Source organism: Sphingomonas paucimobilis NBRC 13935 (assembly GCF_000739895.2).
Classification (GTDB): domain Bacteria; phylum Pseudomonadota; class Alphaproteobacteria; order Sphingomonadales; family Sphingomonadaceae; genus Sphingomonas; species Sphingomonas paucimobilis.
On sequence record NZ_BBJS01000043.1, the window covers coordinates 52,413 to 74,117 of the forward strand.

The 21,705-nt window shown below is 65.7% G+C and carries 17 protein-coding genes; 6 read left to right on the plus strand and 11 right to left on the minus strand.

Annotation, left to right across the window (positions count from 1 at the left end; all coding sequences use genetic code 11):
• Positions 1-364: 364 nt before the first annotated feature.
• A complete protein-coding gene (locus tag SP6_RS13180) occupies positions 365-1,096 on the minus strand; it encodes a Bax inhibitor-1/YccA family protein (RefSeq protein ID WP_030541305.1) in 732 nt (243 codons plus the stop codon).
• 347 nt (positions 1,097-1,443) lie between these two features.
• Here SP6_RS13180 and SP6_RS13185 point away from each other — a divergent pair, with 347 nt between their 5' ends.
• From SP6_RS13185 to gpmA, 5 genes are all read left to right on the plus strand, one after another.
• Complete coding sequence (locus SP6_RS13185) at positions 1,444-1,917, plus strand: Hsp20 family protein (protein WP_030541304.1); 474 nt, start codon at positions 1,444-1,446, stop codon at positions 1,915-1,917.
• Between the two features lie 93 nt (positions 1,918-2,010).
• Positions 2,011-2,517, plus strand: coding sequence for an Hsp20/alpha crystallin family protein (locus tag SP6_RS13190; protein ID WP_037486176.1), 507 nt, complete (start codon positions 2,011-2,013; stop codon positions 2,515-2,517).
• Positions 2,518-2,566: 49 nt separating this feature from the next.
• Positions 2,567-3,100 (plus strand): NADH dehydrogenase ubiquinone Fe-S protein 4, encoded by a 534-nt coding sequence (locus tag SP6_RS21720; protein WP_082052514.1) that lies wholly within the window; start codon positions 2,567-2,569, stop codon positions 3,098-3,100.
• Between the two features lie 39 nt (positions 3,101-3,139).
• Positions 3,140-4,261 (plus strand): zinc-binding metallopeptidase family protein, encoded by a 1,122-nt coding sequence (locus tag SP6_RS13195; protein WP_042469223.1) that lies wholly within the window; start codon positions 3,140-3,142, stop codon positions 4,259-4,261.
• A 70-nt stretch (positions 4,262-4,331) separates the two neighbouring features.
• Positions 4,332-5,018 carry a 2,3-diphosphoglycerate-dependent phosphoglycerate mutase gene (gene gpmA, locus SP6_RS13200; protein WP_037486207.1) on the plus strand — a complete coding sequence of 229 codons (687 nt, stop codon included), beginning with the start codon at positions 4,332-4,334 and terminating at the stop codon, positions 5,016-5,018.
• Between the two features lie 159 nt (positions 5,019-5,177).
• Here the strand turns inward: gpmA and zwf are convergent, their stop codons facing one another.
• From zwf to SP6_RS13250, 10 genes are all read right to left on the minus strand, one after another.
• A complete protein-coding gene (gene zwf / locus SP6_RS13205) occupies positions 5,178-6,623 on the minus strand; it encodes a glucose-6-phosphate dehydrogenase (RefSeq protein WP_206434258.1) in 1,446 nt (481 codons plus the stop codon).
• An 11-nt stretch (positions 6,624-6,634) separates the two neighbouring features.
• A complete protein-coding gene (gnd, locus tag SP6_RS13210; RefSeq protein ID WP_042469226.1) occupies positions 6,635-7,621 on the minus strand; it encodes a phosphogluconate dehydrogenase (NAD(+)-dependent, decarboxylating) in 987 nt (328 codons plus the stop codon).
• A gap of 16 nt (positions 7,622-7,637) precedes the next feature.
• Positions 7,638-10,442 (minus strand): bifunctional transaldolase/phosoglucose isomerase, encoded by a 2,805-nt coding sequence (locus SP6_RS13215; RefSeq protein WP_042469227.1) that lies wholly within the window; start codon positions 10,440-10,442, stop codon positions 7,638-7,640.
• 2 nt (positions 10,443-10,444) lie between these two features.
• On the minus strand, positions 10,445-12,517 hold the full coding sequence (gene tkt / locus SP6_RS13220; RefSeq protein WP_042469228.1) for a transketolase: 2,073 nt from the start codon (positions 12,515-12,517) through the stop codon (positions 10,445-10,447).
• Between the two features lie 93 nt (positions 12,518-12,610).
• On the minus strand, positions 12,611-13,543 hold the full coding sequence (locus SP6_RS13225; RefSeq protein WP_042469230.1) for a YfdX family protein: 933 nt from the start codon (positions 13,541-13,543) through the stop codon (positions 12,611-12,613).
• Positions 13,544-14,214: 671 nt separating this feature from the next.
• Positions 14,215-17,475, minus strand: a complete 3,261-nt coding sequence (locus tag SP6_RS13230; protein ID WP_042469231.1) for an error-prone DNA polymerase — start codon at positions 17,473-17,475, stop codon at positions 14,215-14,217.
• The gene (locus tag SP6_RS13235; RefSeq protein WP_082052516.1) at positions 17,475-19,319 is read right to left on the minus strand and encodes a DUF6504 family protein; all 1,845 of its coding nucleotides are present in this window, start codon (positions 19,317-19,319) and stop codon (positions 17,475-17,477) included. Before SP6_RS13235 ends, SP6_RS13230 begins: the two co-directional genes overlap by 1 nt.
• Positions 19,237-20,013 (minus strand): ImuA family protein, encoded by a 777-nt coding sequence (locus SP6_RS13240; protein ID WP_125972939.1) that lies wholly within the window; start codon positions 20,011-20,013, stop codon positions 19,237-19,239. Before SP6_RS13240 ends, SP6_RS13235 begins: the two co-directional genes overlap by 83 nt.
• A 64-nt stretch (positions 20,014-20,077) precedes the next feature.
• Positions 20,078-20,503, minus strand: coding sequence for a DUF1810 domain-containing protein (locus SP6_RS13245; protein ID WP_042469232.1), 426 nt, complete (start codon positions 20,501-20,503; stop codon positions 20,078-20,080).
• 2 nt (positions 20,504-20,505) lie between these two features.
• On the minus strand, positions 20,506-21,120 hold the full coding sequence (locus SP6_RS13250; protein WP_042469234.1) for an SOS response-associated peptidase: 615 nt from the start codon (positions 21,118-21,120) through the stop codon (positions 20,506-20,508).
• A 51-nt stretch (positions 21,121-21,171) separates the two neighbouring features.
• Here SP6_RS13250 and SP6_RS13255 point away from each other — a divergent pair, with 51 nt between their 5' ends.
• Positions 21,172-21,690 (plus strand): SOS response-associated peptidase family protein, encoded by a 519-nt coding sequence (locus tag SP6_RS13255; protein ID WP_042469235.1) that lies wholly within the window; start codon positions 21,172-21,174, stop codon positions 21,688-21,690.
• Positions 21,691-21,705: the final 15 nt, after the last annotated feature.

The following is a 21,705-nucleotide window of genomic DNA, read 5'->3' on the forward strand; positions in this document are numbered from 1 at the left end:
GCACGACGCCTCGGCTAGTCCCAGCTGGGCGATCGTCCGCTGTTTCGGGAACAATGTCCACTGTTTCAGGTGCAGGTCGTCGCTCAGCGGCAATCTAGCCGCGAGTCCACCCTTTCAGGAGAACCGACACCACCCCTGCCCGGCAAGCTCAAGTCTGTCCGATAAGAAAGATTATCGGACAGACTTCTGAGGTGGTGCCGTTGCGGCTGAGCGATCAGAATCCGATCGTCCAGCCGCCATGCTGAAGGTCGATCGCCTGACCGATGGAGCGGCCGTAGACCGCCGGACTCACCAAACAGAACAGCGCCTGCCGTCCACGACGGCGGCGCTGCCTAGTCTTCCGGCCCAACGTTTCAGAGCCGGATTATTCCTCCCGCTGCCCGAACAGGCTGAGCAGCAGCTGGAAGAGGTTCACCAGGTTCAGGTAAAGCGAAAGCGCGCCCATCACGGCCAGCTTTTCGGCTCGCTCCGACCCGGCATAAGCCAGATATTCGCTCTTCAGGCGCTGCGTGTCCCAGGCCGTCAGGCCGGTGAACACGAGCACGCCGACAATCGAGAAGACGAGCTGCAGCGTCGAGGAGCCGACGAACAGGTTGACGATGCTCGCGATCACGACGCCGATCAGGCCAACCATCAGGAAGGTGGACCAGCGCGACAGGTCGACGTTGGTCGTATAGCCCCACAGGCTCATGGCGGCGAACACGGCCGCGGCGCTGAAGAAGGCCAGCGCGATGCTGGTGCCCGTGAACACCAGGAAGATACTGGCCATCGATACGCCCATGACCGCAGCAAAGGCGAAGAACGCCGTTCGCGCCTGTCCTGTCGTCATGCGCTCGACCCTGAACGAGAAGAACATGACAAATGCCAGCGGCGCGAAGATCGCGACCCACTTAAGCGGCGTGCCAAAGATTGGCTGGTACAGCGCCGGCACGCTGGCGACGAGGAATGCCACCAGCGCTGTAATGCCGAGGCCGAGCGCCATGTTGCGATAGACGCCGAGCATGTGCCGGCGTAGGCCTTCATCATAGACGGCCGTGGTTGTGGCCCGGGCCGACGGGAAAGGCCGATAGGTATTCGGTTCGAAAATTCTGTTCATGCCTCACTCCATTGCTCCAATGTCAATGAGGCACTCGGCCGGCTCCACCTGGGAGCCCGCGATCCTGCACCGAGCGCACTCGATGCGGTCCGACATGACGATGGCGTAACGCCGTCGACAGAGGGGCCCGGTCCGCAGGCTTAATGTTGTATTCGCCCGCACCCGTTTCAAGGGCGGAGATGCTTGCGAAGTGCTTTGCTGACTTCGCTAAATTCCACTTGAAACCTCTTGAGCCGTTCCTAGTTTTTCGATTGCCGGACGCCGTTCGGGTCCGGTGGACATAGAGGGCGTCGGCTCTCCGTTTCCGACGCTTCTCATGCCCAGATTGCTCACAGGAGGATTTGGAGATGAGAACCAACTTCGACTTTGCGCCGTATCGGCGATCGACGGTCGGCTTCGACCGTCTGTTCAACCTGCTCGAGGCAGGTGCCCGCGACGACGATGGCTACCCGCCCTTCGATATCGTCAAGGAAGGCGAGGACAGTTACCGCATCACGCTTGCGGTGGCCGGCTTCCGCCCGGAGGACATCGAGATCGTCGCTCAGCAGAATCTGCTCAGCGTCACCGGCAAGCGCGCCGAGGATGACGGGAAGGGCGAGTATCTGCACCGCGGCATCGCTGCCCGCTCATTCGAGCGGCGCTTCCAGTTGGCTGATTTCATCGAGGCCGGCGACGCCCGGTTCGAGAATGGCCTTCTGTCGATCGCGCTGAAGCGCGTCGTCCCCGAGGCCATGAAGCCGCGCAAGATCGAGATCGCCGGCGGGACCGGCGACAGCGATCGGCTCGAAGCGCCCAAAGGCGAGAACAGCGCAGCGGCCTGATCGCGCGATAGATGTGGCTCCGCCGGCGCGCTGCTTCGGCGGCGCGGCCGACGGACCATGTCCAACGCCTGCCAGGAAAGGAGGATAATCATCATGGCAATTCGTGATCTCATTCCCTGGGGCCGGCAGGAGAGCCGCGCTCCAGAACGGACCGACGACAGGTCCGACCAGCAGCACCCGCTTGTGTCCCTGCACCGCGACGTGAACCGCCTGTTCGACGACGTCTTCCGGGGCTTCGGCGTACCGGCTTTGAGCGGCTGGGGGCGCAGCCTCGAGTGGCCGACGATTGAGCTTTCGGAGACCGACAAGGAGATCCGCGTCACCGCCGAGCTGCCCGGGATGGATGAGAAGGACGTCGACATCAGCGTCGACGACAATGTCTTGTCGATCCGCGGCGAGAAGCGCTCCGAAACCGAGGACAAGGAGCGCGGCTATTCGGAGCGGAGCTATGGTCGCTTCGAGCGGCATATCGGGCTGCCGCGTGGGGTCGAGCAGGACCGGGCAAGCGCGACGTTCAACAAGGGCGTGCTGACGATCGTCCTGCCCAAGTCCGCGGAGGCGATCGAGAGCCGGCGCAGCATTCCGATCAACGCAGGCTGATGAGACGTCGGGCAGCCGCCGTCGGCGGCTGCCCGTTTCGGAGGCGCAAATGGCAACACGAGCTGATTCTCTTCCACCCTACATTGCGACGCCGCGCGTGCTGGCTCCGCGCCTTGCGGAGTTTGCAAACGATAACGTCGCGAGCGAGGTGTCTTCGCCGTTTGATACGGCGTGGCGACGCTACGCAAGCGCGCTGCCGACGGACGCATTTGCCATCATCGAACCCGATCCGCTCGCCGGTCGGTCCGGCGGCCGCGCCCGTGAGGGTCGATGGCGGCTCCGTTTCCGCCCGCGGTCGCGCCCGTTCGTCGATCCGCTCACCGGCTGGACGGGAGGAAGCGACCCCCTCGCCCATCTGGAGCTCGGCTTCCCTTCGCGTGAAGCCGCCGAGGCTTATTGCCGGCGGTACGGCCTCTCCTACGAGAGCCGGGGCGCACCGCGACGGTCGGGACCTCGGCCACGGGAGGAGATGGCTTTCATCCCGGTAGGCGCGCCTACCTGCTGCATGCCTGCGGGTCCTCATCCCGTGTGCTGCGGCAACGCAACGTCGGAGCCGATCGAGGCTGCCCATGCGGACACCTGAACAAGGCTTGCCGTCGCGCAGGTAACAGGGACCCAACGCTTGGCATTCCCCTGCCCCAACTGCCGCCACCAGCTTCACTTGGAGGAAAGCGCCTGCCCGAGCTGCGCACACGCCGTTGGCTATGACTGGCGCATAGACGCCTTTCGTCATCTCGACCCCAGGGCGCGCGAGTGGCACGATGCAGAGGGATCAGCCGCCGCGGTAAAGCCTTGCGCCAATGTTCATTACGGCGCGTGCAATTGGCTGGCAGATGAGACGGGCGCTGAAGCGCTCGGTCCGACCCGAGCAATGTGCCGCGCCTGCCGGCACAATCGCATGATCCCCGATCTCGCGGTGCGCGGCGTCCTTCAACGCTGGCGGCGGATCGAGGAGGCCAAGCGGCGCATGATTCGCGGTGCGATCAAGCTCGGCCTGCCCCTCGAGACCAAGGCCGAGCGCGGAGACGGGCTCGCCTTCGATTTCTTGTACGATGCCGCCGCCGAGAACGGCTATGTCCCACAGCTTCTCACCGGCCATGCCGGGGGTGTCATCACGCTGAACGTGATCGAGGCGGACGACGCGGCGCGGGAGCGCATACGCCATCAAATGGGCGAGCCCTACCGCACTCTTCTAGGCCATTTTCGACACGAGATCGGCCACTACTATTGGTACCGGCTCGTCGCTGGGACCGACATGCACGATCCCTTTCGCGCACTGTTCGGTGACGAGCGCATCGATTATGCTGCAGCGGTCCAGCGCTACTATGCCGGCCGTCCGGCACTCGGCTGGGCTGATGACCATGTCAGCGCGTATGCAACTGCGCATCCCTGGGAAGATTTCGCCGAGACGTTCGCTCATTACCTGCACATCGTCGACACGCTCGGAGCGATGGCGGACTTCGGTGTGGGGCTGGAAGGCAATCGCGCACCGCACCCGGACATCGATGCGTATCGTGTTGCAACGGCGACGCTCGTTGAGCGCTGGATACCGATCTCCTTCGCGCTCAACGCGGTAAACCGGGCAATGGGGCAACCGGATCTCTATCCCTTTCGTCTCAGTCCCGGCGTCATGCTCAAGCTCGATTTCGTTAGCCGCCTGATCGCGCGGGCCGCGGGCCGTGAGGAAATCCCGGAGGGGTCTGAGCTGGCCGCGATGATCGCAAGCCTCGGGCACGGCGTGTGAAACCTGCGGGACGCCGGATCGCGGAGTGGAGAGACGTCCATTCAGCTCGTAATGCCCTTTGGAGAACCCCTTGCCCACGCTCGTGCTGATCCGCCACGGCCAGTCGGTCTGGAACCTCGAGAACCGCTTCACGGGCTGGTGGGACGTGGATCTGACGCGGCAGGGCGAGATTGAGGCGAAAGCGGCCGGCGAGCTGATGGCGGCGAAGGGGCTGGACTTCGACTTCTGCTTCACGAGCCTCCAGACGCGTGCGATCAAGACGCTCAACCTTGCGCTCGAGGCGATGGGGCGGTTGTGGTTGCCCGTCGAAAAGGACTGGCGTCTGAACGAGCGCCATTATGGCGGGCTCACCGGCCTCGACAAGGCAGCGACCGCAGCCAGGCATGGAGCGGAGCAAGTGAAGATCTGGCGCCGATCGTTTGACATCCCGCCGCCGCCACAGCAGCCAGGGGGACCCTATGATGTCACCGGCGATCGCCGCTACGCCGGCATCGCAATTCCGAGCGCCGAGAGCCTGAAGGACACGATCGGGCGCGTGCTGCCCTATTGGGAGGCAAGGATCGCGCCGGAGCTCAAGGCCGGCAGAAGAGTCGTGATCTCGGCGCACGGCAATTCGCTGCGCGCGCTGGTGAAGCATCTGTCTGGCATCCCCGACGATGAGATCCCCACGATCGAGATCCCGACCGGTGAGCCGATCGTGTATGAGCTCGCGCACGATCTTACGGCAACAGACCGCTATTATCTGTACGAGCGGTAGGGCGACTACTGAAATGCCACTCGGAGCCCGCCTGTCGCGTGGAGCCCAGCGCGGTGGCTGATCCAGCGTCAGCGCGGCTTGGGGCGATCCGAACCCTTCGCGGAAAATGGTGCCGGCCTTGTCCCGCCTCCCATTCTGACCGGAGTTCGTTCGCTCCATTTATCGACCCAATGCTTGCCATTGCCGGCCATCGCGGGCGATCAGTGCGTCGGCGGCGCGAGGTCCGGAAGTGCCTGGCGTATATTCCTCCAGTACTCCCTCGCCACGAGCCCAGGCGTCCAGGATCGGCTGCACAACGGCCCATCCCGCCTCGATCTGGTCAGCACGCTGGAATAGCGTCTGATCGCCCATCATCATGTCATACAGGAGGGTTTCGTACCCTGTCCGGTGCGCGACGGCGAACTTCTCTGCATAAGCAAAATCGAGCGCTACGGGGACCGCCTCCACTTGCGGACCCGGCCGTTTGACCAGGAAACCAAGGTCAATCCCTTCGTGCGGCTGGATCTGGAACACGAGCTGATTGGCCGGGAGATGAGCGACCGGGGTCTCCCGAAACGTCGCGTAGGGCACCGGGTTGAAAGTCACCACGATCTCGGTGTCCCGTGCGGCGAGCGCCTTACCCGTGCGCAGATAGAAGGGCACGCCGGTCCAGCGCCAGGTGTCGACCATGAGCTTGAGCGCCACATAAGTTTCGGTGGCGGTGTTCGGGTCCACGTGCGGCGTCTCGCGATAGGCGGGGATCATCTGGCCGTTGACCTGGCCGGCTGCGTACATGCCCCGCACCGCGTCGCTTCGCGCCTCATCCGGGGTAATGCGACGGACGGCCCGAAGCAGCTTTGCCTTTTCGTCGCGAATGACCTCGGCGTCGAAGCTGTTTGGCGGCTCCATTGCAATCATCGACAAAAGCTGCATCAGGTGGTTGGGAACCATGTCCCGGAGCGCACCGGTTGTGTCGTAGAACGCCCCGCGGGTGCCGATGCCGATCGCTTCGGCGGCTGAAATCTGGATGTGGTCCACGTAGCGGTGGTTCCATACCGCCTCCAGCCAGGCGTTGCCGAACCGCGCGACCAGGATGTTCTGGACGGTTTCCTTCCCCAGGAAGTGATCGATCCGGTAAACTTGGCTCTCGTTCACTCGCGACAGGATCCGCTGGTTGAGAGCCCGTGCGGATTCGAGGTCGTGACCGAAGGGCTTCTCGATCACCACCCGCCGAAAGCCGCCGTCATGTTCCTCCGTGAAGCCGGCGTCGGCGAGCCTGTCCACGATGACCCCGAAGAACTGCGGCGGCGTGGCCAGATAAAATGCCGCGTCGCCCTCGCCCAGCCGCTGCTTGAGCCTTTCGTAGACAGTCCCAAGCGTGAAGTCGCCGGGGAGGTAGCTGGTCCGCTGGCGCAATCGTTGCCAGCACTGTGTCTGCGGCGCGAACTCATCGAGGCTCACGCGCAGACTTTCATCATCGCCATCCCGAAGGGCTATGCCGATGACGTTGAGCTCTTCGCTCAAGAGTCCGTCGAAGCAGAGGTTGGCCAGCGCCGGAACCAGCAGCCTGCGGGTGAGGTCTCCTGTCGCGCCGAAGATGACGATCGTCGCCGGGCGCCCCGGCACGGTCACTCCATTCACTGCGGGATCTCGACATGCCCGCCGAACCCGAAGCGCATCGCGGAAAGCACCTGGTCGGCGAAGGTGTGCTCGACCCGGCTCCGATACCGGGCAAACAGCGCAGCGGTAAGGACCACAGCGGGAACCGCCTCTTCCATGGCCGCCTCGACGGTCCAGCGCCCCTCGCCCGAATCCGCAACCCGCCCGGAGAACTGCGAGAGCATCTGATCCTTGGCGAGCGCCGCCGCAGTGAGGTCCAGAAGCCAAGAGGATATGACAGAGCCGCGCCGCCACACCTCGGCGATGTCGGTGAGATTGAGAACGTAGCGCTCATCCTCGGGAAGCTTGCTGGACTGCTTCGACTTCAGAATGTCGAAGCCTTCGGCATATGCCTGCATCAGGCCGTATTCGATGCCGTTGTGCACCGTCTTGACGAAGTGACCCGCGCCGGCGGGCCCGGCGTGGATATAGCCCTTCTCCGCGCGCGCATCCTCTCCCTCATGCTCCATCCGGTTCGGCGTCCGCGGAATGGTGCCGATGCCCGGCGCGAGCGCGTCGAAGATCGGATCGAGATGGTCGACGGCCTCCTTCGGTCCGCCGATCATCATGCAATAGCCGCGCTCGAGGCCCCACACGCCTCCCGAGGTACCGACATCAATATAGTGGATGCCCTTGTCGGCCAGCAGCTTCGCCCGGCGAATATCGTCCTTGTAGAAGCTGTTGCCGCCATCGATGACGACGTCGCCAGGTTCGGCGATCGTGCGGAGGATCTGGATCGTCTTCTCGGTCGGCTCGCCCGCGGGCAGCATGACCCAGAAGACTGCCTCCGTGCCCAGCTTCTTCTTGATTTCCTCAAGCGAGTCAGCCGGCTCGAATCCTTCAAGCTCGAGTTCCGCCACCGCCTCAGGATTGCGGTCGAAGACCACTGGCTGATGTCCGGAGCGTTGAAGCCGACGGGCGATGTTGCCTCCCATCCGGCCGAGGCCGATCATTCCGATCCGCATATTTCCAGGCTCCCGCTCAATTCCGGAGTGCTTCGTCGAGCAATTCTTCAAGGTCGCTCAGACTGGCGCTTTGGAGGTGGGCCCGCAGGACGCGCTGGCCCCGGCTGGCGAGCACGTCGAGATCGCCTCGCGCTTGGGCGAGCTGGACCGTGCCGAAGCTGGCTTTACGTCCTAGGATCGGGACGTCGGGATCGGGCGTGCGGGTGATCTCGAGAAACACTCCCGAGCGCGGCCCTCCCTTGTACGCCTGACCAGTCGAGTGGAGGAAACGCGGCCCGAAGCCAGCGACGGTGGCGACGTGTCGCGCCTTCACGACCCGTTCGCGCATGCGTGCGACGAGAGCCTCGTTCGCCGGGTTGCGTTCGACGTAGAGAAGGAACCCTACATAATCGCCGGGGCCGGGACGCGCTAAATGGGTGCGCAGGATCTGGACCGCGTTGTCGCCGGAATGGCCTCGGTCGGCGGGCCCGAAGAAGGCCACCCTGCCATCCTCGAAAAATGGTGTCTCGGGCGCCAGGCTCCCGGTGGCTTCGTAGGCGTCGATCAGCACCCGCGTCCTGATCTTGGCATCCTCGACGTCGGGCTGGTCGAAAGGGTCGATCCCGATCACCGCGCCGGCGACCGCGGTAGCGATCTCCCAGCGAAAGAACTCCTGCCCGATCATCTCCTTTGACGAGAGCGCTATCCGCACGACCGGCTGGCCGGCGGTAACGAGCGCATCGGCATGGGCGTCGAGCCTGGCGTGATCGTCGCCCGAAAGCGACAGCAGTACGAAGAGGCGGTCCGATCCATAGTGCGCCGGCGGTACCGGCGGTTCCAGGTCGACGGGAACGATGCCCCTGCCCTGCTTGCCGGTGGACTCGGCCAACAGCTGTTCGAGCCACGCTCCGAATGCCCGAAGCGCGGGCGAGGTCAGCACCGTCACCTTGTCGCGCCCGCGGTTCGCCGCTTCCCCCAGGATCGCACCGAGCCGCACGCCAGGATTGACGGCGGGCGGCGCGTCGGGCGCGCAGCTCTGCACCATCGGCGCAACCCTGGCGAAGAACTCGGCCACGTCCATGCCCATCACGGCCGCGGGCACCATCCCGAAGACGCTGAGAACCGAATAGCGGCCGCCAATCGTTGGATCGCCCAGGAAGACGCCCGCGTAGCCATGATCGTGCGCGATCTTTGCCAGGCGCGATCCCGGGTCGGTGATGGCGATGAAGCGACTGCCGTCCTGGCCCGCCAGATTCCAGAAATAGGCGCGCAGCAGTTCCGGCTCCATCGTCGAGCCCGACTTGGAGGCAACGATGAACAGCGTGTGCTCGGGGTCGATCGCCGCCGCCACTGCGGCGATTTGCTTCGGATCGGTGGTATCGAGCACATGGATCATCGGGCTGCCGCTCCGCGGCCCCACGATCTCGGCCAAGACCTCCGGGCCGAGGCTCGACCCGCCCATGCCGAGGAGCACCGCGGACCGATACTGGGCTGCCTGAGCGCCGAGAGCTTTCAATGCCTCGGGGTCGATCTGCTCGCCCTTACCTGCGGCAAGCCACCCGAGCCACTTGGCTTCCTCGCCGCCGGTCCATAGCGTGGCATCGCCTGCCCATAGCCGTCTGGACCAGCTTTCCTGACGCATTCGCTCGAGCCGCGCCTCTACCGCCTCGTCGAGCTCCCGCGGCAGTGCCTCGTGCATGCTGTTCAGCCCGTCTCCGACAATGGCGGAGCGCTTGGCAGCAACGGCACCAAGGAGCGCATCGGCTGCGTCGGCGAACTGCTTCACGCCGTCTCGCACGAGCTCGTCCGCGACCGCTGGCAAGTCGAGCCCGAGACGGTCTACCTCGCGGAGAATCCGACGCGCGCTTTCCACTTCGGCGGTCAGGGACGGCGCGAGCGTGCCATGATCACGGAAGGCGTCCATCGTCTTGGGCGGCAAGGTGTTGACGGTTTCCGGCCCGATCAGGTTGTCTACATAAAGGGTGTCGGGGTAGCTCGGATCCTTGGTGCCGGTGGAGGCCCAGAGGAGCCTCTGCGGCATCGCCCCGCGCTCCGCGAGCGCCTGCCAGCGTTCCGAAGCTACGAAGCCGAGATACCATTGATAGGCGAGCTTGGCGTTGGCGATGGCGACCTGTCCGCGCAGTCCCGTAAGCGCCTCGGCCTCCGCGTCAGCGCTTTTCAGGCGTTCGGCAATTTTCCTGTCGATCGCGGCATCGATCCGACTGACGAAGAAGCTCGCCACGCTTGCGATACGGTCGATCGGCTGGCCTTGGGCGAGCCGTGCTTCCAACCCCTCCACGAAGGCCATCGCAACCGCGGCGTAGCTCTGCTGGCCGAACAGCAGCGTCACGTTGATGTTAATGCCATCTTCGATCAGCTGGCGGATGGCAGGGACACCCGCCTGGGTACCGGGCACTTTGATCATCAGGTTGGGACGGTCGATCTGTCGCCACAGCCGCTGTGCTTCCGCGACCGTCTCCTCGGTGCTCTCAGCGAGATAGGGGGAGACCTCGAGACTAACGTAGCCGTCCGTCCCGTTCAGCCGCTCATAGACCGGCTGCAGCGTGTCGGCCGCGTCTTGGATGTCCTGAACCGCGAGCGCCTCATAGGCTTGGGTGATGCTCGTGCCGGGCCGGCTCTGGAGAAGAGCCAGGAGTTGCGCGTCGTAGGCATCGCCATGCGCGATCGCCTTCTCGAAGATGGACGGATTGGAGGTCACGCCGGTGACGCCGTCTTCCTCGACGAGCCTTTGCAGCCCACCTTCCTTGAGGAAGCGGCGGTCGACAAAGTCCAGCCAGGGGGCCTGGCCAAAATCGTGCAGCTTCCTGACCCGGCTCGCCATCGTCACGCCTCCTGCAAGATCATCGAGCGCGCTGCCTCGACCACATGGTCGACGGTGAAGCCGAACTTCTCCTGGAGTTTGGCAAGCGGGGCAGACGCCCCGAACGTCGACATCGTGATCGTTCGGCCGCGAGCGCCGACATAGCGGTCCCACCCGATTGCGCCGCCCTGCTCCACCGCCAGGCGCGCCTCTATGCCGGGGGTTAGGACCAACTGCTTGTAGGCGTCGTCCTGCTCCTCGAAGCGGGACCAGCTCGGCATCGACACGACGCGTGCCCGTACGCCCTCCGCTGCCAGCTTCTCATAGGCGCCGACCACAAGGCTCAGCTCGCTCCCGGTGCCGATCAGGATGAGCTCCGGATCATCGGCGCTGGCAAGGATGTACGCGCCCCTCGCGACCCCGGCGGCGGCCGCATAGCGGCTCCGGTCGAGCGTCGGCAGCGCTTGGCGCGAGAGGATCAGCGCGCTCGGCCGACGGGTCTGGCGGACGGCAAGTTTCCACGCCTCGGCCGCCTCGTTCGCATCTCCCGGGCGGATGGTGTCGAGCCCGGGCGTCGCGCGCAGTGTCGCCAGATGCTCGATCGGCTGGTGGGTTGGGCCGTCCTCGCCGACCCCGATCGAATCGTGCGTAAAGACAAAGGTGACGGGCAGCTCCATGATCGCCGCAAGCCGGACCGGCGCTCGCATATAGTCGGCGAAGACGAGGAAGGTGGCGGCAAAGGGCTTGATGTAGGACAGCGCCATTCCGTTGGCGATCGCGCCCATCGCATGCTCGCGCACGCCGAAGTGCATCGTGCGCCCGCCAGGATTGTCCGCCTGGAACGAGCCGAAATTCTTTAGCTCGGTCTTGGTGGATGGCGACAGGTCGGCCGATCCGCCCACCAGCCAGGGCACGTTGCCGGCGAGCGCATTCAGCACTTTGCCGGCGGATTCGCGCGAGGCGACGCCCTTGGGATCCGGGTCGAAGCTCGGCAGGCCCGACTCCCAGCCCGGCGGCAGCGCGCCCTTGCGCATCGCGTCCAGCTCGGCCGCCATGCCGGGATAGGTCTCACGATAGCCGGCGAAGGTCGCCTCCCACTCCTCGCGCAGCCGGCGCCCGCGCGAGGCGATCGCCTCGTTGAAGTGCTTGGCGACGCCGTCGGGCACGTAGAAGGTCTTGTCCTCCGGCCAGCCATACGCCTTCTTGGTGGCGACGATCGCGTCGGCACCAAGCGGTTCGCCGTGAGCCTTCTCGCTGTCCGCCTTGGGGCTGCCCCAGCCGATGATAGAGTGGACGACGACGAAGGTGGGTCGGTCGTCGGTCGCCTTGAAGCTTTCGATTGCCCGCGCGAACGCCTCAGTATCGTTGGCGTCGTCGACGTGGAGCACGTTCCAACCATAGGACTCGAAGCGCTTGCCCACATCCTCGGTGAAGGCGAGGTCGGTATGGCCCTCGATGCTGATACGGTTTGAATCGTAAATCCAGCAGAGGTTGGAAAGCTTGAGATGTCCGGCGAGACTTGCCGCCTCGCCCGACACGCCCTCCATCATGTCGCCGTCGCCGCACAGCACGTAGACGTCATGGTCAAAGAGGGTGAAGCCATCGCGATTGAAGTGCTGGGCGAGCCAGCGTTCGGCGACCGCCATACCGACGGAATTGCCGCAGCCCTGACCGAGCGGGCCCGTCGTGGTCTCGACGCCGGTCGTCACCCGATACTCGGGGTGGCCCGGCGTCCTGGAGCCCATCTGGCGAAAGTTCTTGATGTCCTCGAGGCTAACCGCAGGCAGGCCAGTGGCCCTGCCTTCCGCATCGACCTCCTTGATGCCGGCGAGGTGGATAAGCGCGTAGAGAAGCATGGAGGCGTGCCCGACCGAGAGCACAAAACGGTCTCGATTGGGCCAGTCCGGCACGTTGGGATCGATCCGGAGGAACTGCGACCACAGCGTGTAGCCCACCGGCGCAAGCGCCATCGGGGTGCCGGGATGGCCGGACTGCGCCTTCTCGACGGCATCCATGGCGAGCGTACGGATCGTGTTGATGGCTAGACGATCGAGGGCCTCGAACGCGCCGCGTGCGGTGGCGGGCTGGCGCAACATGTTACCTCCCGTGGGGCGTTCGCCAGGTTGAACGCCCCTTGTGCTTGTGTTGACCAGCCCCCGCGCGGGAGACGATCGAACGCCGAGTGCTGCCTAGCGCGGGCGCTGGCTCGACCGCCTGGCCTCGTCGAACTTGGGACCAAAGGGATCGAGCAACCCCTTGGCGGATTGCGAGCCGGCGGTCTTACGCTCGAGATCGTCGACCGAGGCGATCAGGTCGGTCATCTCGCTGTCAGTGGCATAGCCCAGCGCTTTGCCGAGCTGGAGCTGCGTGCGGGCCGTTCCCAACAGCTGGCGCATGCGGGCGCTTTCCGCGTCGGTCCGCTTCCTTTTCTCGAGCAGGCTGCGCGCGTCCTCGAGCGCGAGCTGCGCGCGAACGAGAGGGAGCGGGATCACGATCTGGTCGATCACGATCGTGCCCAGTGCGGTCTGAAGGACCACCTTGGCCTCCTGCGGCTTGCCCTGGTGCAGCAGCGCGGCCGCCTGCTTGAGTGCGGCGGGGTAGGTGCCGAGCGGGAGCTTGCTGATGTTCACGACCGTTTCGGAACCCAGGTCGGAGATGAGCTTGCGCGCCAGCTGCAGGCGACCCTGCGCGATCGCGGCGCCCACCTCTCCGCGGATTTTCTCGACGTCGGCCGGGGTTCCGATCACGTCGTGCGTCACGACGCTCACATCGACCGGAGCGAGCGCAAGCGTCGGCGTGCGGGCGAGGACGATCTCGAGCTTGCCGGTCGCGCGCTCCAGCGCCGCGATCGCGTCGTCGTTCTTGTTCTGGTCGATTGCGGTCAATGCGTTCTGCGTCTCGCGCACCGCGGCAACCGCCTCGTCGACGAGCTTGTCCCGCTGCGCCTCGGGTGGATCGGTGGGCTTCGACTGCGCTTGGGCTCCGGCCGGCGGAGCCGCTTGAGTCGAAGGCTGCGGCTGCGCTTGCTGACTGGCTGCAGAAGCCTGGGCCGCCGCGGCGCTCGACCACGCCGAAATGGCGAGGGCGCCAAGGGCTGTCGAGATGATTAGGTGTTTCCGCATCGTCCATCCTCCGTTTGTGAGTTAAAGTTCGGATTTCACAACGCGTGCTGCCGAGTACGGCGAAGTGCTTTCGGACGGGATGGCAGTGCTTCGCTGCCCCTCCGAACCGGCAAGTTGTTGCGGCCTATCGTCGTCACTCGGCACCTGCTCTTGTTTGCAAAGCATCGCGCGAGCATTGCTATGGAGACGCCGTCTGCTAGCTGCGCTGACATATCTCAGCCCGGTTCCGGCAATCTCGCCGTCGTCAGGAAGCCGGCGCGCCGCTTGTTCTCGGCGCTGCGGAGCTTCCGGGTTCAGCCGACGACCCGCCGATTTGCCGCACGGCGTAGGGCGCAATCGCGCCCGTCAGAAGCATGGAGTCCACGAGAGTGTCCGAAATGGCTTAGGCGATGAGAGCGACGCCTGGGCCCGGTCTTCTCCGCGTGGTCAGCACGCGCTCTCGCCGCGGCAGGAGAGTTTCAATGCCTGATCTTGAACGCGCGATCGAAGCGGCGGCTCGTGCCCTTTGCCGTCTTGATGGGCACCCCGAGAATATCAAGTTCGAGGGAAAGCCGATGTGGAAAAGCTATCTCAGCGGCGCCAGGACAGCGGTTGAGGCGGCGATACCACACCTCCGGTCTGCCGATGATCAAAGCCCATGATCACCGCGGCCCTGGCGAGGTGCGATCCTGTTAGTGGAAGTCATGGCTGCGGATGCGCAGAACCTCGGCTTCGTCGATCGCAGTTCCGAACGGCGGCGAGGCGAGCGTACGGGCGCGCGCAAAGTTCGGGTCACGCGGGTCAGGCCCGCCGCCGTTCTTCGCCCCGTCTCCGCGGCCTGGTGCGACGCTGAACTCCATTCGGCCAATCGAGCGCAGCATGTCGTCATGATCGACGATGCGATCGCAGATGATATGGATGACCTCGCCTTCCTTCTGTAGGTGCCCGCGCATCGCGATCATCGACGACGACATGACCTGGCGGCGGTAGATCTCGAACCGGTCGGGCCAGAGGATGCCGTTGGCGATGCCGGTCTCGTCCTCGATCGTCACGAACAGCACGCCTTTGGCGGAGCCCGGACGCTGACGCACGAGAATGACGCCGGCGACCTCGATGTTGCGGCCGTCGCGGATCGTCGCGAGATCGGCGCATCGGACGATCTTCATCGTATCGAGCTGTTCGCGCAGAAAACTGACCGGGTGGCCGCGAAGCGATAGCTGGGTCGAGCGATAGTCCTCGACCACTTCCCGGCCATCGCTCATGGGCCGCAACGCCACCGACGGCTCCAGCCCCTCGGGCGAGAATTTGGCCTCGCGTTCGTCCGCCGCCGCAAACAGCGGCAATGGTGCTTCGCCCAGGCCCTTGACCTTCCATAGCCCCTGTCGCCGGTCCTCGGCGATGCAGTGGAACGCGTCGGCTTCCGCAAGCCGCTCGATCGCGGCGCGCGGCATGCCTGCGCGGCGCCAGACTTCCTCGACGCTATCGAACGGCGCAGGCCCGCGTGCGCCGACGATCGCCGCGCCGTGGATGTTGGCGAGCCCCCGGACCTGCCGCATCCCCAGCCGCACCGCCATGTAGCGGCCTTTGGCCGGCTCCAGCGTGCAATCCCAATGGCTGTCGTTGATCGACACCGGCCGCACCTCGACGCCATGTTTGCGGGCATCGGCGACGATCTGCGCGGGCGCGTAGAATCCCATCGGCTGCGCGTTGAGCAGGGCGGCGCAGAACACGTCGGGATGATGGTGCTTCATCCAACAGCTCGCATAGGCGATCTTGGCGAAGCTGGCGGCATGGCTTTCCGGGAAGCCATAGGAGCCGAACCCCTCGATCTGCTTGAACGTCCGCTCGGCGAAATCCTTCGAATAGCCGCGCTCGACCATCCCGCCCACCAGCTTGTCGTAGAAATGCGAGACGCCACCCGTCAATTTGAACGTCGCCATCGCACGGCGGAGCTGGTCGGCCTCGACCGCGGTGAACCCGGCGCCGACGATGGCGACCTTCATCGCCTGCTCCTGAAACAGCGGCACGCCCAGGGTCTTCTCGAGCACGGCGCGCAGCTCGGGCTTGGGATATTCGGGCTTCTCCTTGCCCTCGCGGCGACGAAGATAGGGATGGACCATGTCGCCCTGGATCGGACCGGGGCGGACGATCGCGACCTCGATCACGAGATCGTAGAACTCCTTGGGCTTGATCCGCGGCAGCATCGACATCTGTGCGCGGGACTCGATCTGGAAGACACCCAGGGTGTCGGCCTTCTGGATCATCGCATAGACGTCGGGATCATCATCCTGCAGGTCGGCCATGCCGACACCGATCCCCTTGCAGTCGCGCAGCATGTTGAACGCCCGGTTCATGCAGCCGAGCATGCCGAGGCCAAGCACATCGACCTTCATGAACTTCAGCTCGTCGATATCGTCCTTGTCCCACTCGATAATCTGGCGATCCTCCATTCGCGCTGGCTCGATCGGCACGAGCTCGTCGAGCCGGTCCTGGGTCAGCACGAATCCGCCGGGGTGCTGAGAGAGGTGGCGCGGCGTGCCGATGAGCTGACGCGCGAGCAGCAGGGTGAGCTTGAGGCGATGATCCTCGGCGTTGAGGTTAAGGCCGGCGATCTGTTCGTCGGTGATGCCATCGACCGACCAACCCCAGACGAGGCCGGTCAGCATCTTGGTCAGGTCGCGCGGCAGGCCGAGCGCCTTGCCGACCTCGGCGACCGCGCCGCGGGTGCGATAGCGGGTAACGACCGCGGTCAGCGCGGAGCGGTCGCGGCCGTAGGTCTCGTAGATCCACTGGATAATCTCCTCGCGGCGTTCGTGCTCGAAATCGACATCGATGTCGGGCGGCTCCTTGCGCTCGCCCGACACGAACCGCTCGAACAGCAGCTCATGCTTGATCGGATCGATCGACGTGATGCCGAGCAGGTAGCAGACGCAGCTATTGGCGGCCGAGCCGCGGCCCTGACACAGGATGCCGCGTCGCCGGCTTTCGGCGACGATCGCGTTGACCGTCAGGAAGTAGGGCGCGTAGCGGAGCTGGTCGATCAGTCGCAGCTCATGGTCGATCTGGTCGCGGTAACGCTGCGGCAGGCCATCGGGAAACGCCCGCGCCGCCGCATCTTCGGTCAAACGGGCCAGCGCCTGCTGCGCCGTGCGGCCGGCCATGACCTGCTCATAGGGATATTGATACTGGATCTCGCCAAGATCGAACCGGCATCGGGCGGCGATGTCGGCGCTGGCCTGAATTGCATCGGGAAAGGCCGCGAACCTTCGCTCCATCTCGACCGGGGATCTGAGATTGCGGTCCATGAACCGCTCGCGCCGGAACCCCAGCGCGTCGATCGTCGTCTTTTCGCGGATCGCGGTCATCACGTCCTGCAGCGGCCGCGCCTCCGGCGTGTGGTAGAGCACGTCGCCGGTCGCGACGCTGCGCATTCCGGCATCGCGCGCCAGCGCGTCGAGCTGGACCAGTCGCTCCACATCGTCGGGTCTGCGCCGCAGCGACAGCGCGAGATAGCCCCGCGCGTCGAACGTCTCGCGCAGCTCGGCGAGATGCGCGGCGGTATTGTCGTCCGGCAGGTCAGGGACGAGGATCGCGATCAGACCCTCGGCATGGGCGACGACATCGCACCAATCGAGGATGCAGCAGCCCTTGCCACCGCGCGCCTTGCCGACCGATAGCAGCCGAGTGAGCCGCGACCAGGCCGCGCGATCGGTGGGGTAAAGCAGCAGCGCGCGGCCGTCAGTGAGATCGACCCGCGCGCCCGCGATCATCCGCACGCCGGTCGCCTTCTGGCCACGCCAGCCTCGGACGATGCCGGGCACACCGCCCCAATCGGTCAGGCCGAGCGCGCTGTGGCCGAGCAGCGCGGCGGCCGAGAACAGCTCCTCGGGCGACGACGCACCGCGCAGAAATGAGAAATGGCTCGTCACCTGAAGTTCGACGTAAGTCGCCATCAGCCAAACAGCCCGTGCATGTACCAGCTAAGATCGCCGGTGCTGCCCTCGACTCCGTCGCCGCGCCGGAACAGCCAAAACCGCTCGCCGCCCTCGGCCTCCACCCGGAAATAATCGCGGACCGCCCACATCTCGCGCTCGCTGCGCCACCACTCGCCGTGGATGCGCTCGGGACCATCGCCGGCGACGACGCGATAGGACTGGCCACGCCACACGAACCGGCGCGGCGGATGATCGGGCAGCAGCGCCACCACGTTGGACAGTAGCTCCGGCCGACGCAGCAGCCGCGCGGGCCGCTTCCATTTGGGCCATCCCGAGGGGCACGCAAGCGCATCGGCGCGGACGATCGCGCGCTCGGGCACGTCGCTTTCCTGGGCGCCGATGCGAAACAGCGCGGCATCGCCGGCACGGCCGGCGAGCTGGTCGACCAGTGGCGCAAGGTCGGGCGTGCTGGATTCGGCCAGCCCGGTGCCGAGCGACACCGGCATCAGGTCTTCGACCCGCGGTGCGGTCAGCGCCATCGCTTCGATGCCGAGGTCGGGTTCGATCCGCTCGACCCGCATCGCGAACATGCGCTTGAGATGCTTTGCATCGCGCGTTGCCTTGGCGGTGCCAAGGCCGATGCGTTGTTCTACCCCATCCACTCGCAGGCAGATGAGGACAGCAGCACGTAAGCCGAGACCGCGTGCCTGGAGCACGCCCACCATGTCGTCGATCAGATCGTCGATGACCTGGGTGATCGCCTCGGCGGTGCTGATCGGTTCGAGCAAGCTGCGCTCGACGCGCGGTTCTTCGAACGGCACGACGGGCACGATCGGCTCGGCGACGAGCCCGCGGGCCTGGTCGAGCCGCGTGACCGTCGTCATGCCGAGCCGTCGGGCGAGCGGTCCGCGCGCGATTGGGTAGAGATCGGCGACGCTTTCCAGCCCGAACCGCGCGGCGGAGCTCAACGCCTCCGGGGTCAGCCGGAGCGCGGCGAGCGGCAGGTCGGCGATGGCCTCCATTTCGCGACCGGGAGGGAGGACGGTGACGGGCTCGCCGCCGTAGCGCGCCAGCGCATGCGCGGTGCCGGGCGAGCCGGCGATCGCGATGCTGGCGGTGAAACCGAGCCGATGAAGGAAGCGGAGCAATCGGCGGCAGAAGCCCGCCTCGCCGCCGAACAGGTGCGTCGTGCCGGTCAGGTCGAGCCACAGGCCATCCGGCCCGGCGACGCTCGCGGTCGGCGTCCAGCGCCCGACTGCATGCAGGGCCAGCCGGTCGAGCAAGGCGCGATCGTGATCAGGCTCGGCATCGCGCACGTCGAGATCGGTGACAAGCGCGCGGGCGTGCGCCGCGGCCATGCCGGGACGCAAGCCCAGCTCCAGCGCGACCGGGCAGGCAGCGGTGACGACATCGCGTTGGCCCATGCGTTCGATCAGGATGGTCGGTCGCGTCCATGCCGCCACGAGTGGCAGCGGCGCGGCGACGGCATAGCCCGTCGCGCCTTCGTCGGGCGGCATCGCCTTGAACGGATTGTCGGCGGCCTCGCTGCGTCGGCCCATCTCGCGCATCGTCGGTCGCTGGTGCGCCGGCAGCGCATCGATCTCGGCCTGGCTCGGCTTATCCGGCCGCGCGCCCTCACGCGGCCAGCTCGCAGCGCCGTGGTCGGCGAGCGCCCAGCGCGCGCCCGGCCGCCAGCCGCCGCCACGCGGCACCGAGCAGGCGCCGGGGTCGTCGTCGATCGGCGCTGCAAATCTCGATTGTGCGGGGACCGGCGGCGCGTCAGGCGGCTTGGCTGGCCGCTCCAGCCGTCGCAATCGCTCTATGGGGAGCTGCGGCAGGTAGAGCGAGGCGACCCGTATCATCACATGCTTCAAGTTCGAGGGAGAAAGGATTGCCGTTCCGCTGGCGGACCAGCTCGACGGACCAGCGAGCGCGGCCGACACCGGCATAGGGCAGCCGTGCCGATGAGGCGCAACCGATCCGCCAGCGCGTCATCGCCGAGGAGGGTTGATCGAGCGGGCAGCGGTCGCGGGCACGGTGGCGGCGATAGAGGAGCATCGGGGTCTTGCCATCCGACGCGGCGAGCTGGAGCCGGCGGGTCGCCGTCTGATCGGCCGCCTTCACTTCGGCAATGACGCAGGCGATCGAGCCATCGCGAAGCGCGTCCTCGGCCATCGCCAGCACGTCGGCGTCCTTCCGGCCCTGCGCGTAGAGGATACGATCGGGACCGAGCCCGACCTGTTCAATGCCGGGTGCATAGAGGTCGAATTTGGAAAGTGCCCAGATCACCGTGAAGCCGGGTCGCGAGGCGAAGCGGGCAGCGATACCCGCCGCGAACAAGGTCGCGGCCGCATCGTCGCTCAGCGACGGCCGCGCCGCCGCGATCTCATGCAGCCCTGCGCCATCGAGGCCGTGATCGGCCAGCCGGTCGTCGAGCGCCGCCAGCCCGAACGCCAGTGCCGGCCCGCGCTGGCTCTGGGCCTGCGCGAGCTGAGCGCGAAGCGCAGCTAGCTGATCGGCGCAAGGCCGATCGATGGGCGACGGTTGGACAGACATCGGGCAAAATCGACTCACTTGTTCCCATTATGTTCCGCCTCAATCGGCACTTCGTCAAGCAGAGTCAGTCGTCGCCCAGGAGCCGTAGCGTCATCTCGTCGCGCTTGCCGCCGAACCAGCGGTCGAGCGCGGCGGCGAGTAGCGGCGAGGGGCGGACCGTCTCGAAGAGAGTCAGCGACGATCGCAGCTTCATCGCGTCGATCTCGCCGAACACCGCGACGGGATCGCTGATGGGCAAGTCCTGCAACGCGGTCACGCACTCGATATAGCGCGGGCCGAGCACCGGATGATCGAAATAGTTGCGCGCTTCGTCCGCTGAGCGGATCGCGAAATGCTGCGCGGTCGAGCTGCGCCCGAGCCCCGCGATCTGCGGAAAGATGTACCAAATCCAGTGCGAGCGCTTGGCTCCGCGGCGGATTTCGGCGAGCGCGCCGGGATAGGCGAGCGTCTGGGCCTCGACGAAGCGGTCGAGCGAATTGGCGTCGGGCATTGTCAGAGCAGCGCCGGCTCGGCGAGGGGCGGATAGACCTGCGTCACGGTGAGGCTGCCCTTCGGCAGTGCCTTCAGGACATCGGCCGCGGGCACGGCGGGATCGAGCCAGTCCGCCCATTGATCGCGCCGGAGCGGGACGATCTGGCGATGGTGATAGGGCTTCACATCCTCACCCGGCTCCATCGTCAGCATCGTGAAGGCTTCACCTGCCTGGGGATGCGAGCGCCAGATCCCGGCGATGCAGAACCATTCATGGTCGTCCAGCGTGAACAGGTATTTGGTCTTGCGCTTATGGCCGGGTTGGGGGTCCCCAAATTCGTAGAAGCCATCAGCAAGAATTAGGCACCGCCCGCTGGTGAACTCGCGGCCTTCGGACCGGAAATTATACACCGGCTTCCCGCCCTGGCCGGGCCAGCTCCACTTGCGATTGACCAGTTCGCCAGCCCCCCGCTCGCCCTCCGCGCTGCGGACGATCGGCGCGGTATCGCTGATCCTGATATCCTCGCGCGCGGCCACGTTCGGTGTGCCCTCGGGCATTTTGATCTTGATCTTCAGATCGTCGAAATCCCCGGCGATCGAGGCGATATCCACCTCCAGTCGGTAGTCATTGCACAAAGCGGTCAGCCTTTCTTGCGACTCTTCGTTGTTCCCATTATGTTCTAGACTATGGAGTCGCCAACCCCCTTTGATTCGGATGCGCCGCTGGGCGCTCGCCGCGCCATCATCCGGCGAAATCCGGACGATGCCAGCGAAATCGAGATGGTCGAGGCGACCTGGGGATCGAACCCGCGTTTCAGCGACGGCGAGTCTTACCGCTTCGTGCGCTCGGAGGGGCGGACCTTTCCGAGCCATCGCTGCCTCATTCCGGCGAGCGAATTCCACATGACGGTCGGCAAGAAGCGCTACCGGGTGTCGCTCGACGACGGCAATCACTTCTACCTTGCCGGCATCTGGGAGCCGGCAATGGGCGACTGGCCGCTCTGCTACCGCGTCGTCACCGTACCGGCGAACTCCGAGGTCGCCCGCTATCAGGATCGCCACGGCGCGATCATCTATCGCCGGCAGGTCAAACAGTGGCTCGATCTCACCTTTGCCGAAGCGGACCTGCTGGTGACGCCGCCGGCGCGGACGTTCGTGGTCGAGGAAGTCGGCGCCAGCGCCGGCCAGCGCATGCTGGCGATCTGACATGCGGGGGCGGTC

Bases quoted from the DNA above. Each gene is read 5' to 3' on its own strand.
- SP6_RS13180 (WP_030541305.1), bottom strand. From the start codon at position 1,096: ATGAACAGAATTTTCGAACCGAATACCTATCGGCCTTTCCCGTCGGCC.
- SP6_RS13185 (WP_030541304.1), top strand. From the start codon at position 1,444: ATGAGAACCAACTTCGACTTTGCGCCGTATCGGCGATCGACGGTCGGC.
- SP6_RS13190 (WP_037486176.1), top strand. From the start codon at position 2,011: ATGGCAATTCGTGATCTCATTCCCTGGGGCCGGCAGGAGAGCCGCGCT.
- SP6_RS21720 (WP_082052514.1), top strand. From the start codon at position 2,567: ATGGCAACACGAGCTGATTCTCTTCCACCCTACATTGCGACGCCGCGC.
- gnd (WP_042469226.1), bottom strand. From the start codon at position 7,621: ATGCGGATCGGAATGATCGGCCTCGGCCGGATGGGAGGCAACATCGCC.
- SP6_RS13215 (WP_042469227.1), bottom strand. From the start codon at position 10,442: ATGGCGAGCCGGGTCAGGAAGCTGCACGATTTTGGCCAGGCCCCCTGG.
- tkt (WP_042469228.1), bottom strand. From the start codon at position 12,517: ATGTTGCGCCAGCCCGCCACCGCACGCGGCGCGTTCGAGGCCCTCGAT.
- SP6_RS13225 (WP_042469230.1), bottom strand. From the start codon at position 13,543: ATGCGGAAACACCTAATCATCTCGACAGCCCTTGGCGCCCTCGCCATT.
- SP6_RS13230 (WP_042469231.1), bottom strand. From the start codon at position 17,475: ATGGCGACTTACGTCGAACTTCAGGTGACGAGCCATTTCTCATTTCTG.
- SP6_RS13235 (WP_082052516.1), bottom strand. From the start codon at position 19,319: ATGATACGGGTCGCCTCGCTCTACCTGCCGCAGCTCCCCATAGAGCGA.
- SP6_RS13240 (WP_125972939.1), bottom strand. From the start codon at position 20,013: ATGTCTGTCCAACCGTCGCCCATCGATCGGCCTTGCGCCGATCAGCTA.
- SP6_RS13245 (WP_042469232.1), bottom strand. From the start codon at position 20,503: ATGCCCGACGCCAATTCGCTCGACCGCTTCGTCGAGGCCCAGACGCTC.
- SP6_RS13255 (WP_042469235.1), top strand. From the start codon at position 21,172: ATGGAGTCGCCAACCCCCTTTGATTCGGATGCGCCGCTGGGCGCTCGC.